The organism is Chryseobacterium nepalense, from assembly GCF_023195755.1.
GTDB lineage: Bacteria > Bacteroidota > Bacteroidia > Flavobacteriales > Weeksellaceae > Chryseobacterium > Chryseobacterium nepalense.
In genome coordinates this window covers 2556649-2574230 of the sequence record NZ_CP096203.1, presented here as the reverse complement: position 1 = coordinate 2574230, position 17582 = coordinate 2556649, and the positions used below count along the sequence as shown (strand labels likewise).

The following is a 17582-nucleotide window of genomic DNA, read 5'->3' as shown; positions in this document are numbered from 1 at the left end:
TCGCTTCTGAAAATCTTAGTTTTAAATTTAATAATAAATACGATTAAAATGATGAAAAGGTTGTTAACTTTTATTAAATCAAGCTATTGATTTTAGCTATCATTTCATCACCTAACCGGTCGGCTTCTTCCTGCGATTTAGCCTCGGTATAGATTCTGATAATAGGTTCCGTATTTGATTTTCTCAGGTGAACCCAGTTATTTTCAAAATCTATTTTTACTCCATCGATGGTGGAGACCTCTTCATTTTGATATTCTTTTTCCATTTTGGTTAAAATATCATCTACATTTATTTCCGGGGTAAGCTCTATTTTCTTTTTACCCATGAAATAGCTCGGGTACCCTGCTCTTAGTTCAGAAACCGTTTTGTTTTCTTTGGCAATATGTGTTAAAAACAAAGCAACTCCTACTAGAGAATCTCTACCGTAATGAAGATCCGGATAGATAATTCCTCCGTTTCCTTCACCGCCGATAACAGCATTTTTCTCCTTCATTAATGTAACTACATTCACTTCTCCAACTGCACTTGCAAAATAGTCTGAGTTGTGACTTTTTGCAACATCTCTTAATGCACGGCTTGATGAAAGGTTTGAAATAGCTACACCGTTTTTGTTTTTCAGCAGATAATCTGCAACGGCAACCAACGTGTATTCTTCCCCGAACATTTCACCTTTTTCGTCGATTAAAGCTAATCTGTCCACATCAGGATCTACTACAATTCCGAAATCTGCTCCTTCTTTTTTTACCAGTTCACAGATGTCTCCTAAATGCTCTTTCAATGGTTCCGGATTGTGCGGGAAATGGCCGGTTGGTTCACAGTATAATTTTACTGTTTCGCAACCAAGTTTATCCAACAGCATTGGAATGGCAATTCCTCCAGTTGAATTTACAGCATCCAATACTACCTTGAACTTTTTAGCTTTAATAGCTTCTACATCAACCATCGGAAGATCTAAAATTTGCTGAATATGAATATCAAAAGCATCATCTCTTGTTTCATATTTTCCAAGATCATCAACTTCCGCATAGTTGAAATCTTCACTTTCTGCAAGGGCTAAAACTTCGGCTCCGTTTTCTCCGCTGATGAATTCACCTTTATTATTGAGTAATTTCAGGGCATTCCATTGTTTTGGGTTATGAGAAGCCGTTAGAATAATTCCTCCGTCGGCTTTCAGTTCAGGGACCATAATTTCCACGGTTGGCGTAGTGGAAAGCCCCAGATCGATTACGTTAATTCCCAACCCTTGTAATGTAGCGGTAACGAGAGAGGACACCATCTGCCCGGAAATCCTTGCATCTCTACCAATAACGAGGGTAAGGTCTTTTTTATTGTTGTTATTCTGAAGCCAGGTTCCGAATGCGGAAGCAAATTTCACCACATCAAGCGGTGTAAGGTTATCATTTATTTTTCCTCCGATCGTTCCACGGATTCCTGAAATACTTTTTATTAGTGACATTATGGGTGTTTTATAGTTTTAATTTTTAAATAATTTAATTATAAGCAAAATTAAATATTATTTGTCACACCCCATCAGAAAGTTATGAACAACCGCAATCCTTATCACAGTTTGTTCGCTTGGAGCTGAACTTTTTCGGCGCAAAATTCTTTCTAAGTATTCTGAACAAAGAGTAGCAGGCAAATGCTACCACAAGAAGAACAACAATATATTGTAAAAGCAAGGAAGAATCCATTATTTTAAGATTTGATATGCAAACATGGACACAAAATATGCCAATCCTGTCATCATGATCACCTGTAAAGCTGTCCATTTCCAGCTTTTGGTTTCTCTGTAGACTACTGCGAGTGTAGAAATACACTGCATTGCAAATGCGTAAAAGAGAAGTACTGAAACCCCTGTTGCAAAGCTAAACACTTTTTCGCCGTTCGGTTTTACATCTCTTCTCATTTTATCAATTACTTTTACTTCCGGCGCATCATCTTCAAGGCTGTATAGTGTAGACATTGTTCCTACAAAAACTTCCCTTGCGACAAAACTTGTCAGGATTCCGACACCCATTTTCCAGTCGTATCCGAGAGGTGCAATTACCGGCTCTATACCTTTACCCATTTTGGCTAAGTAAGAATGATCAAGCTCAACGTTGGTCGCCACAAATTGATCCGGTTTTTGTTTGGGTCCGAAATAGCTTAAAAACCAAATGATAATGCTTACGATGAAAATAATTTTCCCAGCTCCTGTAATAAAGTCCCACACTTTCCCCAGAACCATTTTAAAATCATATCCGAAAAGCGGCTTCTTGTACGTTGGCAAATCCATTACCAGATATGTTTTACCTTTATTTTTAATAAACCTGTTAAGAACGGCGGCTGAAAACAAAGCAACCACAAAACCCAGAAGGTACATTCCCATCAATACCAGCGCTTTATATTTTATTCCTAAAAACGTTCCGTCCGAGATGATAAGTCCGATAATGATGCTGTAAACAGGAAGTCTTGCAGAACAAGTCATGAAAGGCGTTACCAGAATTGTTAATAACCTTTCTTTAAGGTTTTCTATATTTCTTGTTGAAATTACCGCAGGAATTGCACAGGCTGTCCCGGAAACCAGCGGAACAATACTTTTCCCGTTCAGTCCGAAAGGACGAAGAAGCCTGTCCATAAGGAAGACCACTCTTGCCATATATCCTGAATCTTCAAGAAGGTAAAGAAAGTATAACAAAATTCCGATCTGCGGTGCGAAGATGACAATCCCCCCGATTCCAGGAACAATTCCATTAGAAATAAGTGAATTTAAAGGTCCTTCCGGAAGGTGCTCTCCCGTAAAAGCGGAAAGCCATGCAAAGAATTCATCGATCCAGTTCATCGGATATTCCGCAAGGAAAAATACGCTTTGGAAAATGACCAGCAGAATCATCATGAAAACAACATATCCCCAGAATTTATGAACCAGTACCTTATCTAATTTCTCGGTTAATAATTCTTTAAACTGAGGTTTTTTAGAAATAACGTTTGATAAAATACTGTCAATATTCTGATAACGTCTGACCGTTTCCTGTACCTGTAATCTTTTAGGAACAAGACTTTTCGAATCGGGCTCATTTATTTGCTCAACAACAGAATTAATTTTTCCCAAATCCGTCCCGAGTGATAATGTAAGCCAGGTTTTATATTCGTTATCTATACCTTTGTATGAAGCAACTTTATGGATAAAATCTCTATGTTCTGACGGTATTTCAAATGATTGAGCAGAAGTTTTCAGAAAATTATTCTGGAAAACAGCTTCTTTCAGTTCTTCAATACCAATCTGTTCTTTTGCATTGGTACGAATAATTGTAATACCTATCGATTCTGAAAATGCGTCAATATCAATAGAAATTCCTCTTCTTTCGGCCTGATCGATCTGGTTTACCACCAGAATCATCGGAATTCCGAGGTCTTGGATCTGCTGAAACAGAAGCAGTCCTCTTTTTAGGCTTAATGCCTCAAGAATATAGATTACCCCCGCATAATCTTTTTGATTTTCCATCACAAACTTCGAAAAGATCGCTTCATCTTCCGAGCTTGGATAAATACTGTAGGATCCCGGCAGATCCACCACTTCCACCACTTCATTTTTATAGGTATAAAATCCGGAATGGCTGGCTACCGTAACACCTGCATAGTTCCCTGTTTTCTGCTTTTTGTTGCAAAGCGCATTGAAAACCGTGGATTTCCCTACATTAGGATTTCCGACTAACAGTATTTGTTTTGTATGATTTCCCTGCATCAATTCAATTCTTCAACAATAATATATCTGCCCTCTTCTTCACGAAGCGCAATCCGGCTTTTTTCTTCCCCGAATTCTACATACATCGGTCCTTTGAAAGGGGCCTGATACAGAATCCTGAACGAGGTTTCCGGAAGAAGCCCCATTTCGATAATTTTGTTAGGCATTTTAAGGCTGTCGTTATCATACCCTAAAATCTTTCCCATTCTGTTTTTGGGAAATCCACTTAATTTATGTAAACCCATCTCTTTCAAAGCCAAAATTTTGTATGCAAATATACGCTATTTAAATTTAATCTAAATAACAAATTGATATGAAAGAAATCAACCCAAATGCAAAAATGCACTTGGGTTGATTCAATATAATTAGTTAAATATGAATGCTTATTTTTTCTTTTTATCTGCTGAGGAATAAGTAAGTTCTATTGGGTTATCGTTGGAATTGAAGAAATCTTTGTACATTTTCTCCTGTTTTTTCATCATATCTCCAATCGTTCCGTCCATTCCCGGTATTGTTTTAGACATAATTTCCTGAGTCATCATTGGTCTTGCAGTAGCAAAAGGATCTTTCTTGAAATCACTGAATGTCTTTTCAAATTTCTCTCTCGGCATATCTGTTACTTTCAGAGACATATTGGAAATTTTTTCTGAATAAGAAAGTTCTTCCCAATTCTGAACTTTTTTATTTCCCTGCAGGATCCAAGAATAATTTTTACCTTCGTCTTCGATCTTTACAATGAGCCCCGGTAATCCTGAAAATTTAAAAGGTCCATCCTGAAAAGGAAGTTCCGTACTGAACCATGCTGTCCACTTTCTTCCTCCGAAATCTACTGTTGCTTTTTGAGCATTATAGGGTCCTATTTTCTCTTTTTCATTAGAAATTTTCCAGTCAAACTTGATGGTTTCGTTGTATGCAATAGCCATTGGTGAAAACCCGCTTGCTATTCTTTCAACATACTGCACTTTCATATCCGGGTAATATTTTACAATCTTCTCTGAAAATTTTGGCATCCTGATCGTTTTTGACAGGTCTTTGAATACTCCTGACTTTTGCATGGCCTCCACTTGAACTTTGATAATAGAATCCTGTCCTATTACGGTATAATCTCTGTAAACAGAACGGTCTTTAGCAATATCAAGTACAGTAAGTACTTTATCCAGTTTTGCAGAATCTTTCTTCGGTTTAAAGGTAAGCTCATAAAAAAAACGGTTCGCCGTTTCTTTAGAATCTTTGTCCTGAGCACTTACAAAAGCAAAAAGCGCGATAAAAAATATTGAAAATAGCTTTTTCATTGTTTTTCTGATGTTTTATATGGTATTAGTTGGCAACCTCCTCTTTTTGTTACACTTTTTTGTATTTCTTTTTTTAAAAATGCATATTCTAATCTGATTTTAATCTCTTTAATGACATTTTAATTCCATTCCAAAGAACTTCTAATCTGGTCATTTTAGTTTTGTAACATCAAAAAAGATAAACACGACCTAAATCTTAAAAATATGATCAGAACGATTTTAATAGCTACAGATTATTCTCTTGAATCTTTGAACATCCTTAAGAAAGTGATGCGGGAGAAAGATGCTGCTGAAGACCAAAATCAGTATACTATTCTTTTGGTTTCAGGATACGATACGGGAGATTCTATCAGAGATCTTCTTTTTAATACAAAAAGTACGATTTTCAATAAATTAAGGCCACAGGAATTCTGTGAAGCGTATACCATTATCAAAAATAAATATCCTCACCTCATTAATAAAATTGTGTGTGATATTTTCACGGGAAGCTTCCAGAGAACCTTTAACAATTATGTAAAAGCTGAAAATATCGAGGAGGCTTATTACGCTTCGTCTATTAAAAGTAAAGGAAACGGAAAATTTGATGTAATTCCTTATATCAAAAAATGCAAAGACCTTAAAAGCTACGAAATTTCATTAGAAGTTAAAAAACACATGCCTGAAAAAGGAAGACTGGCAGAAATCTTTGTGGAAGTTTAAATCAGACTTATAAAATTTTAAAAATGTTAAGGAATTATAGTAACAGCAGGACGTTGGGAGACAACATAAGACTGGGAACGCTGACTGCCTTTACGGCGGGTACTATAAATATTGCTTCCCTGTTGATATTTCTCTCGTTTACGTCAAACGTAACAGGGCATTATGCTATCCTCGCAGCAGAAATCAGTAAAGCCAACTGGTCGCAGGTTGCCGTAGTGGGAGGCTGGATTTTTCTTTTCTTCTTCGGAGGGTTTGTATCCAATTTTATGGTCATCAACTTCAACAGGAAGAGTAAATATTTCGCGCATGCCATGCCGTTGGTGCTTGAAATAGCATGCCTCCTTTTTGTAGGAATCTATGGACAGTTTTATTATCGTAAAACCCTTGAGGAAACAGAATATCTGGTCGCATTAATGCTTTTTGCTACAGGACTACAGAATGGTTTAACGGCAAGTATTTCCAACTTCTCCGTGAAAACAACCCACCTTACCGGTACTACCACCGACCTTGGAATTCTGTTTTCTATGTTTACCCAGAAAAAATTCAGGAAAAACGGAGAGTTGGTAGCAAGAGCCAAATTGTTAATGAGTATTATGCTTGCGTATGTTTTGGGAGCGGTATTTTCCGGACTTACCTATTATTATCTTGAGTTCAGAGTTTTTTATGTGATCAGTCTTTGCTTGCTGGTTGTAATTGGATATGATGCCTATAAAATTCATCTGAGACATTATAACACGCAATATAGATACAGCAAAATATATAGAAAACCTAACTTTTTAGCTTTTCTGTATGATAAGATCCATGGAGGTTCGGGAATCAAACAAAAAGGAGAGAAAAAGAGAAAACTTATTTTCGAAGAATAAATGTTCTTATAAAGATTTCTTATTTAAAGACAATACATATCAGTATTAATTTTGTGTAAACTAGCTGTGAATCAATCCTCTAATTGTGTAATACAATTGGGGGATTGTGTTTTTTAGAAAATGCTTACGGAAGATCGTTTTAGCTGAAATAAAAACGTCGCAGGAATGTTGATATGTTGATAATTAATTTTTAATTCAGGGGGTTATTGTTTTAATTCTTATTCTGAATGCCTATTTTTGTAAGTTGATTTACTTTTTTTATGTCAGATATTATTCAGCTTTTACCGGATCATGTAGCCAACCAAATTGCGGCAGGAGAGGTGGTGCAGAGACCTGCATCCATTGTAAAAGAACTTTTGGAAAATGCAATTGATGCCGAAGCCACGAAGATTGAACTGATTGTAAGAGATGCCGGAAAAAATCTGATTCAGGTGGTAGATGACGGAAAAGGAATGTCTGAGACGGATGCAAGGATGGCTTTTGAGAGACACGCCACTTCCAAAATCAGAGGAACGGAAGATATTTTTAAAATTGCCACAAAAGGATTCCGTGGCGAAGCACTTGCTTCTATTGCAGCAGTCTCCCAGGTAGAACTGAGAACCAAGCAGAAAGATACAACCATAGGAACCAATATCTATATAGAAGGCGGAGTGTTTCAGTTTCAGGATCCTGTTCAGACGGCAGACGGCTCCAATTTTTTAGTAAAAAATCTTTTCTATAACGTTCCGGCCAGAAGAAAGTTTCTTAAAAATAATAATATCGAATTCAGACATGTTATTGATGAATTTCAACGTGTTGCCCTGGCGCATGAAAATCTTGAGTTTTCCCTTTTTCATGACGATGAAGCGGTTTTCAGATTAAGAAAAGGAAGCCAGATGCAGCGTATTGTGGATATTTTCGGAAGAAAACTGCAGCCCCAGCTTATTCCTATTAAAGAAGATATCATCTGGTGTAAACTTCACGGGTTTGTAGCTAAACCTGATGGAGCCAAGAAAACGAGAGGAGAACAGTTTCTTTTTGTAAACGGAAGATATTTTAAAAGTCCGTATTTCAATAAAGCGGTGCAGGAAGCTTTTGAAGGATTGCTGCTGCCGGGATATATTCCTACGTTTTTTCTTTTTTTAGAATTAGATCCTGAAAAGATTGATGTCAATATACATCCTCAGAAAACGGAAGTAAAATTTGAAGATGAGCATCTGATCTTTGCATTGTTGCGCTCTACCATTAAAAGATCATTGGGAATTTACAATGTTGCACCAAGCCTTGATTTCGAAAAAGATCCGCACCTGGATGAAATCATGCAGAAAACATTTCCAAGCAAAAGCAACGGAGGCGGAAGCGGATTTATCAAAATGCCTGAAATTATTGTAGACAAAGATTATAATCCGTTTCTGGAAGAAAGAGGAGTAAAACAGGCAGAAATTCAGAATCTTGCCGAGATGTACCACCAGAATATTTCAGCCGAACCTTCAAAAATAAACCTTTTTGAAGATGAAGATTTTGATGAAGATCTGATGCGACTCCCAAATGGCTACTGGCTCTTCAATAAAGGAGATAAAACCCTGATGCTGGATCTTGGAAGAATGCACAGGCTTGTGGTTTCCGAAAACACAAAACCTGTAAAAAAAGGAACTACGAACAGCCACTCCCTGCTCTTTTCTCTCGAGTATCACATGAATGAGATTGAAAAGAACAAATATAAATCAATCAAAAAATTTCTTCCTGAATTAGGATTTGAAATGAGCATCGCCCATGAAAGTGTTCTAAGGATTGATGCTGTACCGGAAGGTTTGAAAGAAACCCAGGTCATGAAATTCCTGGAGAATCTTTTTGACATTCTGGAATATAAGACAGAAGAAGAATTCCTGCAGTTTTACCAGAATCAGTGGAACAAAATGCAGTCGAAGTCAAGATTTGATTATATCTACAAAAAAGATGCGGAACAGCTGATCAGAGATTTTACAGCATTAGGTTTCCCGGAATTTTTACCCAATGGAAAAAGATGCTTTTTTGAAGTTCCGTTCAATGATTTTAAAAATAAATTTTAAAGTATGTTTAATAGTATCCCTCCTATCACGAGAAATATCATCATCATCAATGTAATTGTATTTATTTTGGTTGGTTTTATATTCCCTCAATTTTACGTTTCCCTATCTGCATTTTATCCTTTTTCACCCAATTTCAGATCATGGCAGATTATTACGCATATGTTTATGCATGGAGGATATGCTCATATTATTTTCAACATGCTTACATTATGGAGTTTCGGACCTGTGCTGGAACAAGTTTTAGGAGAGAAAAAATATTTGATTTTATACTTTTTGAGTGGTTTAGGTGCTTTTTTCCTTTTTAATTTATGGAACTTTTATGAGGTTCAGCAACTTACTTCTGCCCTTACAGATGCCAATATCAATGTTTCGGAGATTTTTATGAAAGCAGACCTCAGTAAATTTAATTTTAATCCCATACCTTATACAAATAATGAAGATGCTTATAATCTTTATATTGCATTAACATCACCAATGGTAGGAGCTTCCGGAGCGATTTTCGGGGTTGTGGCAGCGTTTGCAACACTTTACCCTGATGCAAAAATCGGGATCATGTTTATTCCGATTCCTATGAAAGTTAAATATTTACTGCCAATTATTGTTATAGGCTCCGTATGGCTCGGAATTTCAGGTAATGTAGGAGGAATAGCTCATTTCGCCCACGTTGGCGGAGCATTAGTAGGATGGATTCTTGCAAAAATCTGGAGAAAACATCTATATCGATTCAATTAAAAATTCGTGAAAATCATTCGTCTTATATTTTTCATCGTACATGTAGGAATATCTTTCCTGCTTGTCGGAACACTTCTGAATGCATACGTACCACCAAAAACATTTCCGTGGTTCAATCTGCTTTCTTTAGGTTTTCCTGTATTCATGATCGTATATCTTTTGCTCACTCTTTTTTGGATTATAAGCTGGAAAAAGAGAGCATTCGTTTTTTTACTTTTCGGACTGCTGTTTTTCAAACCGGTAATCCGGTGGATCAATTACATGCCTCAGAAAAATGAGATTCCGGACCTGAAAATTATTTCATTGAATGCCAAAGGCGGTTTCTACGGAAAAGGAAATATAGAGTCCTATATTAACAGTCAGAAATCGGATATTGTTCTGCTTCAGGAATATGGTATTAATAAAAAATATCAATTTAATGGAATGAAAGAAGGTTCACAAGGTCACATCATTACTGTTTTTTCAAAACACAGATTTATAGAGCAGAAGCAGCTTATTGAAAGTGATTATGAATATAATAATGCGTATGCGTCCCAAACCGACATTGAAATAAAAGGAAAAATATACCGTTTTATCAATGTGTACTTGCAGCCATTTAAATTTCAAAAAAGTATGGTAAAGCTTAATGGCAATAGCGAAGAAGATGAACAGAAACTAAAAGATGTAGTGAAAAGACTTATTCCTACCTTCAAAATGCATCAGGAACAGATCAGCGCAGTCAGAAAAAGCATTGATGAATCTCCCTATCCTGTAATTTTAGCAGGAGATTTCAACTCGGTTCCCAATTCTTACGAATATTATCATTTACTTGAAGGCTTACAAGATGCCTTTGTAGAAGCAGGAAGGGGAAGCGCTACAAGTTTCCACGATTACAAATTCCCGATAAGAATTGACTATATTTTCTCTTCGCTATCGGTAAAACCGCTGAGTTATAAAGTAGACCGTTCCGTAAAGCTTTCCGACCATTTTCCTGTTATTGCAACATTTAAATCCGAAAAATAAAACATAATAAGTTATTTAATTATTAAATCATTGTCAGTTGAACTGAAACTTATGATAAATTGTCCTGCAAGCTGTGCTTTTAATTGCAGAAATTCTGTTAAATTAGTTCTTATGAAAAATTTGTTTTGTATACTTTTCTTTTTATTAATTTCAGCCGTTTCATGCTCAAAAAAAGAACCTCAGGATCTTTATCCTGCAGACAGCCCGAAGGCGGACTATGATACAGTTGCTGTTGATTCTTTTTCAACCGGAGCCATATCGGTTGATGTTGCAGAACAGATCAGAATGTCTTCCAGAAAATACCAGGACTCTTTGAAAGAAGCTCTTAAACTTCAGGAACAGGAGAAAAAAATTAAAGAAGAACTGGAAAAAGAAAATAAGAAAAAAGCAGAAGAAGAGAAAAAACAAAAAGCCTCAGAAACGGCCGAAAGCGATGTAAAAAAGGAATAACATTTGAATTTCAACTAAAAATTTATCAATACATATGAAAAAAAACTTTTTATCAGGATTAATGATTGCAGCATTGATGATATCATGCACCAAATCAACCTCAAAAACCGAAACGGTAGAAAATCCGGACGGAAGTGTTACTACAACCACCACTGTTTCTGAAAGCGGATTGGGCGTTGATACAGCAAAGATTAATGGAGTAAAGGAAAAAACGGAATCCAGAATCAATGCTGCAGGAGAAAAGATAGACAATGCTGCAGAAGATGCCAAAAATAAAATTGATGCTACAGCGGATAAAGCCAAAGCGAACCTTCAGAAAGCAGGACAGGATATCAAAACCGAAACTGATAAAGTAGGTAAGGATGTAAAAGATGCTGCAGCAAAAGGTGCCGGAAAAGTAGAAGACGGTGCAAAAAAGATTAAGGAAGATTTAAGCAGGTAAATAACAACTGTTATACATTTAGATAATAAAACCCGCAGTCTAGACTGCGGGTTTATGTTAATTTTATTTATTATTAAGTTCAAGCAAAGGATCAATATATTCTCTGTCATTGCTTAATCTCGGCACTTTATTCTGCCCTCCCAGCTTACCCTTTGATTCCAGCCAGCAATAGAAAAGATTAGGTTTTGCGATGTGTACGATAGGTCTTTTAAGAGTCATATTGTTATAACGTTTCGCCTCATAATCAGAATTAATCGCTTTTAAATGATTATCAAAGACATCAATAAAACGTTCCAGATCGTCCGGCACACGGCAAAATTCAAAAATCCATTCGTGTGCACCACCTTCATTTTCTTTCATGAACACAGGAGCACCTGTAAAATCTGAAATGGAAGCATGGGTCTCCTCACACGCTTTGGTAAGGGCAGATTCTACGTTTGTGATCATCAGTTCTTCACCAAAAGCATTGATGTAATGCTTCGTTCTTCCCGTAATTTTTATCCTGAACGGACTGATGGAAGTAAATACCACCGTATCGCCGATAAGGTATCTCCAAAGGCCACCATTCGTGGTGATAACCATCGCATAATTCTTACCTATTTCAACGTCTTCCAGGCTCACTACTTTAGGATTGGAAAGGTGAAACTGCTCCATCGGAATAAACTCATAGAAAATCCCGTAATCCAGCATCAGCAGCATCTCATCACTGTTTGACCGGTCCTGAATTCCAAAAAAACCTTCAGAAGCATTATAAATTTCGTAATAATTGATATTTTTCCCGATAATCTGTGTGTATTGCTCCCGGTATGGTTTAAAGCTGATCCCGCCATGAAAGAAAACTTCAAGATTCGGCCACAATTCAGAAATATTGTTGATTCCTGCTTCATTTATAACACGTTGAAGAAGCACCATCATCCAACTAGGAACCCCCAGAATGCTGCCTACATCTTCATTTTTAACTTCAGAGATTATTGCTTTCAGTTTGCTTTCCCACTCTCCCATCAGCGAAACCTTTTTGCTGGGTGTTGTTGTTATTTCTACCCAGAATGGCAAATTATCAATAAGGATCGCTGAAAGGTCGCCGAATTTGGTATTAAAATCCGCATACAGTTCCGAGCTTCCTCCAAGCCGGAGATTTTTATAGTTGAAAAGCTGATTTTCAGGATGATTGTTGGCATAGATGGACACCATATCCTTTCCTGCCTTCATGTGACAATATTCCAGGCTTTCTGCGGAAATAGGAATAAATTTACTTTTGGCATTTGTAGTTCCTGAGGATTTGGCAAAATGCTTAATATATCCGGGCCAGGTAACATCTTTCTGTCCCTGTCTTGCTTTTTCAATATAGGGTTCAATCTCCTCATAAGTTACGATCGGGACCTTGTTTTTAAAATCCTGATAGCTGGAAACAGAATTAAAGCCATACTTTTTGCCATACTCCGTATCTTCTGCGTGAAACAGTTGGGAAAATAACACCCCTTTTTGTGTTTCAATAGGATGATCTATAAAATTCTGAATCTGGTCTATTCTCTGACGAATAAACCAATTGACCACAGTATTGAAAAGTGCTTTTGTTGCCATTCCAACAAATATAACAATATTTGTATTTTCAGGGAATATTTTATTATGTTAAAATAAAAAACCGTTACTTCATCAGTAACGGTTTCTATTAAATATAATTTTTTATTAGCAGTATTCATCGTAGGCTGCCTGAAGGTTGGCTGCAATTGCTCCTGCAGGGTTTCCTTCAATATGGTGTCTTTCCAGCATGTGAACCAGCTCACCATCCTTGAAAAGAGCTACACAAGGCGAACTCGGCGGAAAAGGGGCAAGGTGTTTTCTTGCTTCCACCACTGCTTCTGTATCGAAACCGGCAAAAACGGTTGTAAGATGATCCGGTTTTTTATCTCCTGTTAAAGAATACACAACTCCGGGTCTTGCCGCTCCTGCTGCACATCCACAAACGGAATTGATTACCAAAAGGGTTGTTCCGCTTTGTTTTAATGCTTCTTCTACTTGTGACGGAGTGGTCAGGTCTTCGAAACCTTTATCTGTAAGTTCAGCCTTCATAGGCATTACTAAATCTGTTGGATACATATTTTTGTTTTTAATTCAGGTACAAATTTAAGCAATTCTTTAGTTTTGTTCAATATATAAAAACTATCAGTCTCTTTAGTAAATGAAATGGTTTCAATAAAATTTTACATTCTAAGCTATTAGTATTATTTAATTTCAAAATAAAATCCCTGTTCTTCCAGTTCTTTGTATTTTTTTTGATTAAAAGTAAAAAGTCTTCCGGGCCTGCCGCTGCCTTGCTTTTTAACGTTTTCGGTTTCATTTAAAAGTCCGTAGCTCATAATTTTTTTCCGGAAATTCCGGCGGTCAATTTCCTGCCCTACAATAGTTTTATATAAATTTTCAAGGTCTGAAAATGGAAATTCTTCATTCAATAAATTAAATCCTATCGGCTGATACTGGATTTTGGTACGAAGTCTTTTTAATGCCGTATCAATAATGATCTGATGATCAAAAGCGAGCTCGGGGAGTTCATTGACACTGAACCATTGGGCATCATCTGCATCGGAATCAGCAGAAAGGTTGTGATAAGAAGGATTTACCAACCCCAGATATGTTACGGAAACCACTCTGTTTCTCGGATCGCGTCCCACGTTTCCGAAAGTATAGAGTTGCTCCAGAAAATCCGGCTTTATACCGGCTTCCTCATACAATTCTCTTTTCACGGCATCATCCAGGCTTTCATCATCAAGAACCAGTCCTCCGGGAAGCGCCCAACTTCCTTTAAAAGGTTCAATATTTCTTTTAATAAGGAGAATCTGAAGATCCTTTTTATCAAAGTATCCGAAAACAACAGCATCTACTGCTACTTTTATATCCTGTAACTTTTTTGGAGTATTCATTATGCTGATTTGTGTTGTGAATACACAAAATTACAATTTAGAGAAATAGTATCACATTAAAATAAAATTTATTTGATCCTTATTTTTTTATTACATTTATAAACAACTTAAAACGAATTAATTATGAAAAAATTATTACTTGCTGCTTTTGCAGCTTCCGTATTTATCGGATGCGATAAAGTGAAAATGGATGTAAAAACTTCATCCGATGCAACGGATTCTACAGCAAATGAAGAATGGAAACCTGTAGATTCTGCAACGGCTACAAAAGCCTGGATGGATTACGCAACTCCGGGAGAAATGCAAAAAATGCTTGCCAAATCGGACGGAAACTGGGTAGGTGAAACTAAAATGTGGATGGAAAACGGAAGCCAGCCTATGATGAGCAAATCTGAAGCAACCAATAAAATGGTTTTTGACGGACGTTACCAGATGAGCACGCATAAAGGTGATATGATGGGAATGCCTTTTGAAGGAATCAGTATTGTAGGCTATGACAATTCTAAGAAAAAATTTGTAAGCTCATGGATCGACAATATGGGAACCGGAATTATGAATATGGAAGGCATATGGAATGCCTCTACAAAATCTATAGAATTTAAAGGAAAAATGACGGATCCATCAAGACCTGGTAAAGACTGTAATGTAAGGGAAATTTACACATTTGTAGACGATAACACCCAAAAAATGGAAATGTATGGTCCTGATGCTAAAACAGGAAAAGAGTTTAAGACCATGGAAATAAACTACACCCGAAAAAAATAATAAATCATCAGTAGATTTCCGGTAACAAAATAGTGATTTTACGTATTGATTTCCTGAATATTATATTCAATTTTGGTATATACAAAAGGTAACGCCGAAATCCTGAAAAAGTAGGCATTAGAAACTAATTTACACCATTATGAAATCAGTATTAAGAGTATTTATTGTACTCATCATTATTATTGGCGGCGTTCTCATTATTGTTGCAGGAAAAAAGCCTTTTCCCGAACCGGAATGTCTCGTTTGCGGTCCTAATCTTGTGAGAATTTTAGGGATTGCTGAAATAATCCTGGGATTGGGAGCTTTGGTGATTCAGGGGAATCTTATAGAAAAGCAGAGAAATCTCTGAAAATAAAAAGACCGATAGTTGGAGTATCGGTCTTTTTTATATTAATCATTCAGTTTAAGAACGGCCATGAACGCTGATTGCGGTACTTCTACTCTACCAATCTGTTTCATTTTCTTTTTCCCTTCTTTCTGCTTCTCCAAAAGTTTTCTCTTTCTGGAAATATCTCCTCCGTAACATTTTGCGGTAACGTCTTTTCTTAACGCTTTAATGGTTTCCCTTGCAATAACTTTCGTTCCCAGTGCGGCCTGAACGGCAATATCGAATTGCTGTCTTGGGATCAGCTCACGAAGCTTTTCACACATTTTTTTACCAATGTGATAGGCATTGGAATCGTGAATCAGGGAAGACAAAGCATCTACCATGTCTCCATTGATCAGGATGTCCATTTTCACAAGCTTGGAAGCCCTGAATCCGATCGGATGGTAGTCGAATGAAGCATAGCCCTTAGAAATTGATTTTAAGCGGTCATAAAAGTCGAAAACCACTTCTGCCAAAGGCATATTGAAAACCAACTCTACTCTTTCTGAAGTCAAGTAGCTCTGGTTAACGATTTCACCTCTTTTTTCGATACACAGAGTCATTACCGCACCTACAAAATCTGATTTTGTAATGATGGACGCTTTAATGAAAGGCTCTTCTACCCTATCCATAATCGTAGGATCCATCATTTCTGATGGGTTGTTGATCAAAATCGGAACTTCCGGTTCTCTTTTGGAATATCCAAAATAAGATACGTTGGGAACCGTTGTAATCACATTCATATTAAACTCACGGTCAAGCCTTTCCTGAACAATTTCCATGTGAAGCATTCCTAAAAATCCGCATCGGAAACCAAATCCTAATGCTGCTGAACTTTCCGGTTCAAAAACTAATGAAGCATCATTCAGCCTTAATTTTTCAAGAGAGAATCTCAGCTCTTCAAAGTCTTCGGAATCAATAGGATAAATTCCGGCGAAAACCATTGGCTTTACTTCCTCAAATCCTTCAATCGGTCCATCTGCAGGATTTTCAAATGAAGTGATGGTATCTCCTACTTTTACTTCTCGGGCATCTTTTATCCCCGAAATCAAATAGCCTACATCTCCACACTGGATAGTTTTTTTCGGAACCTGCTTCAGCTTCAAAGTTCCCACTTCATCCGCTCCGTATTCTTTTCCTGTTGCGAAAAATTTAACCTTTTCATTTTTGGAAATGCTTCCGTTCACCACTTTAAAATAAGCCTCAATCCCTCTGAAAGGGTTGTAAACCGAGTCAAAAATCAGCGCCTGAAGCGGGCCGTCGGGATTTCCTACCGGAGCCGGGATTCTTTCAACAATTTGCTCAAGCAAATGATGAACTCCTTCTCCTGTTTTACCTGAAACTCTTAATACATCTTCATATTCACAGCCGATAAGATTCATGATTTCATCAGTTACCTCTTCCGGATTTGCCGAAGGAAGATCGATTTTATTCAGAATCGGGATGATGGTTAAATCATTTTCCAAAGCTAAATATAAGTTACTAATAGTTTGTGCCTGAATACTTTGTGCTGCATCTACAATCAAAAGCGCTCCTTCACAGGCAGCAATGGAACGGGAAACTTCATAAGAGAAATCTACGTGTCCCGGTGTATCAATAAGGTTTAAAATATATTTTTCTCCTTTGTATTCATAATCCATCTGGATTGCGTGAGATTTGATGGTGATCCCACGTTCTTTCTCCAAATCCATATCATCCAGGGTCTGAGACTGCAATTCTCTTTGGGTCACCGTGTTGGTATACTCCAAAAGACGGTCTGCCAAGGTACTTTTACCATGATCAATATGAGCGATTATGCAAAAATTTCGTATGTTTTTCATTTAAGAATCTTGTAATTTGCAAAGATAATAAAATGCAGGATAATTCCTTGCTCTAATTTTTAGTGTGTATTATTTACTTTAACTAATACACCCTGTTTAACTTATTTAAGACTGAATTAAATAAACATTCTTATGTTATTTGGCTTTACCAAAGTCTTCGGGTAAGAGGTAATGTCCTGTAAGAGGATCCAATGCTTTCTCAGTTTCTGCCATTGCCTATATGCATGTCTGGCCTTTGGTCAATTACTGTAAATGTTTTAACAGAATTATTTTTATCACTGATTGATTTGGAAAGCTCTATTATTTCAATTTTCTGTGCAGATAAGATTGTACAGAAGAATAGAAAGAAAAGTATATGTTTCATGGTATAAATTTCCGCAAAACTAAGAATAACCTTTAAATTAAACGACTCCCACAATAAATTGCAAGAGTCGTCCAACATTAAAAAAATAAACTATTA

The 17582-nt window shown here is 36.8% G+C and carries 17 protein-coding genes; 9 read left to right on the top strand and 8 right to left on the bottom strand.

Annotated elements, in window-relative coordinates; all coding sequences use genetic code 11:
• Window positions 1-73: 73 nt before the first annotated feature.
• The 4 genes from glmM to M0D58_RS11325 all read right to left on the bottom strand — a co-directional run bounded on the left by glmM (window position 74) and on the right by M0D58_RS11325 (window position 5016).
• On the bottom strand, window positions 74-1456 hold the full coding sequence (gene glmM / locus M0D58_RS11340) for a phosphoglucosamine mutase (protein WP_248389317.1): 1383 nt from the start codon (window positions 1454-1456) through the stop codon (window positions 74-76).
• Window positions 1457-1690: 234 nt separating this feature from the next.
• On the bottom strand, window positions 1691-3724 hold the full coding sequence (gene feoB, locus M0D58_RS11335; protein WP_248389315.1) for a ferrous iron transport protein B: 2034 nt from the start codon (window positions 3722-3724) through the stop codon (window positions 1691-1693).
• A complete protein-coding gene (locus tag M0D58_RS11330; protein WP_248389313.1) occupies window positions 3724-3930 on the bottom strand; it encodes a FeoA family protein in 207 nt (68 codons plus the stop codon). The genes feoB and M0D58_RS11330 overlap by 1 nt, the downstream gene beginning before the upstream one ends.
• Before the next feature lie 177 nt (window positions 3931-4107).
• Window positions 4108-5016 (bottom strand): GLPGLI family protein, encoded by a 909-nt coding sequence (locus M0D58_RS11325; protein ID WP_248389311.1) that lies wholly within the window; start codon window positions 5014-5016, stop codon window positions 4108-4110.
• 204 nt (window positions 5017-5220) lie between these two features.
• Between M0D58_RS11325 and M0D58_RS11320 the strand changes: the two genes are divergently transcribed.
• The 7 genes from M0D58_RS11320 to M0D58_RS11290 all read left to right on the top strand — a co-directional run bounded on the left by M0D58_RS11320 (window position 5221) and on the right by M0D58_RS11290 (window position 11252).
• Entirely contained in the window at window positions 5221-5715 is a 495-nt protein-coding gene (locus M0D58_RS11320) for a hypothetical protein (protein WP_248389309.1), read from the top strand.
• A gap of 23 nt (window positions 5716-5738) precedes the next feature.
• Window positions 5739-6578, top strand: a complete 840-nt coding sequence (locus M0D58_RS11315; protein WP_248389308.1) for a YoaK family protein — start codon at window positions 5739-5741, stop codon at window positions 6576-6578.
• Between the two features lie 260 nt (window positions 6579-6838).
• Window positions 6839-8626 (top strand): DNA mismatch repair endonuclease MutL, encoded by a 1788-nt coding sequence (gene mutL / locus M0D58_RS11310; protein ID WP_248389307.1) that lies wholly within the window; start codon window positions 6839-6841, stop codon window positions 8624-8626.
• A gap of 3 nt (window positions 8627-8629) precedes the next feature.
• Window positions 8630-9358 carry a rhomboid family intramembrane serine protease gene (locus M0D58_RS11305; RefSeq protein WP_248389306.1) on the top strand — a complete coding sequence of 243 codons (729 nt, stop codon included), beginning with the start codon at window positions 8630-8632 and terminating at the stop codon, window positions 9356-9358.
• A gap of 6 nt (window positions 9359-9364) precedes the next feature.
• Complete coding sequence (locus M0D58_RS11300) at window positions 9365-10360, top strand: endonuclease/exonuclease/phosphatase family protein (protein WP_248389305.1); 996 nt, start codon at window positions 9365-9367, stop codon at window positions 10358-10360.
• A 111-nt stretch (window positions 10361-10471) separates the two neighbouring features.
• On the top strand, window positions 10472-10810 hold the full coding sequence (locus tag M0D58_RS11295; RefSeq protein WP_248389303.1) for a hypothetical protein: 339 nt from the start codon (window positions 10472-10474) through the stop codon (window positions 10808-10810).
• A 34-nt stretch (window positions 10811-10844) separates the two neighbouring features.
• Window positions 10845-11252 carry a hypothetical protein gene (locus M0D58_RS11290; protein WP_248389301.1) on the top strand — a complete coding sequence of 136 codons (408 nt, stop codon included), beginning with the start codon at window positions 10845-10847 and terminating at the stop codon, window positions 11250-11252.
• 63 nt (window positions 11253-11315) lie between these two features.
• Here M0D58_RS11290 and M0D58_RS11285 read toward each other — a convergent pair whose 3' ends face one another.
• The 3 genes from M0D58_RS11285 to M0D58_RS11275 form a co-directional block, all read right to left on the bottom strand.
• Window positions 11316-12833, bottom strand: a complete 1518-nt coding sequence (locus M0D58_RS11285) for a GH3 auxin-responsive promoter family protein (protein WP_248389299.1) — start codon at window positions 12831-12833, stop codon at window positions 11316-11318.
• A 105-nt stretch (window positions 12834-12938) separates the two neighbouring features.
• Window positions 12939-13349 (bottom strand): BrxA/BrxB family bacilliredoxin, encoded by a 411-nt coding sequence (locus M0D58_RS11280; protein WP_248389297.1) that lies wholly within the window; start codon window positions 13347-13349, stop codon window positions 12939-12941.
• 125 nt (window positions 13350-13474) lie between these two features.
• Window positions 13475-14170, bottom strand: coding sequence for an NUDIX hydrolase (locus M0D58_RS11275; protein ID WP_248389295.1), 696 nt, complete (start codon window positions 14168-14170; stop codon window positions 13475-13477).
• Window positions 14171-14293: 123 nt separating this feature from the next.
• Here M0D58_RS11275 and M0D58_RS11270 point away from each other — a divergent pair, with 123 nt between their 5' ends.
• Together M0D58_RS11270 and M0D58_RS11265 are read left to right on the top strand one after the other, a co-directional pair.
• A complete protein-coding gene (locus tag M0D58_RS11270) occupies window positions 14294-14935 on the top strand; it encodes a DUF1579 domain-containing protein (protein WP_248389293.1) in 642 nt (213 codons plus the stop codon).
• A 139-nt stretch (window positions 14936-15074) separates the two neighbouring features.
• The gene (locus tag M0D58_RS11265) at window positions 15075-15284 is read left to right on the top strand and encodes a hypothetical protein (RefSeq protein WP_248389291.1); all 210 of its coding nucleotides are present in this window, start codon (window positions 15075-15077) and stop codon (window positions 15282-15284) included.
• Between the two features lie 41 nt (window positions 15285-15325).
• On the opposite strand, the gene lepA is transcribed toward M0D58_RS11265, so the two are convergent.
• Window positions 15326-17122, bottom strand: a complete 1797-nt coding sequence (lepA, locus tag M0D58_RS11260) for a translation elongation factor 4 (RefSeq protein ID WP_169231635.1) — start codon at window positions 17120-17122, stop codon at window positions 15326-15328.
• Between the last annotated feature and the right edge of the window lie 460 nt (window positions 17123-17582).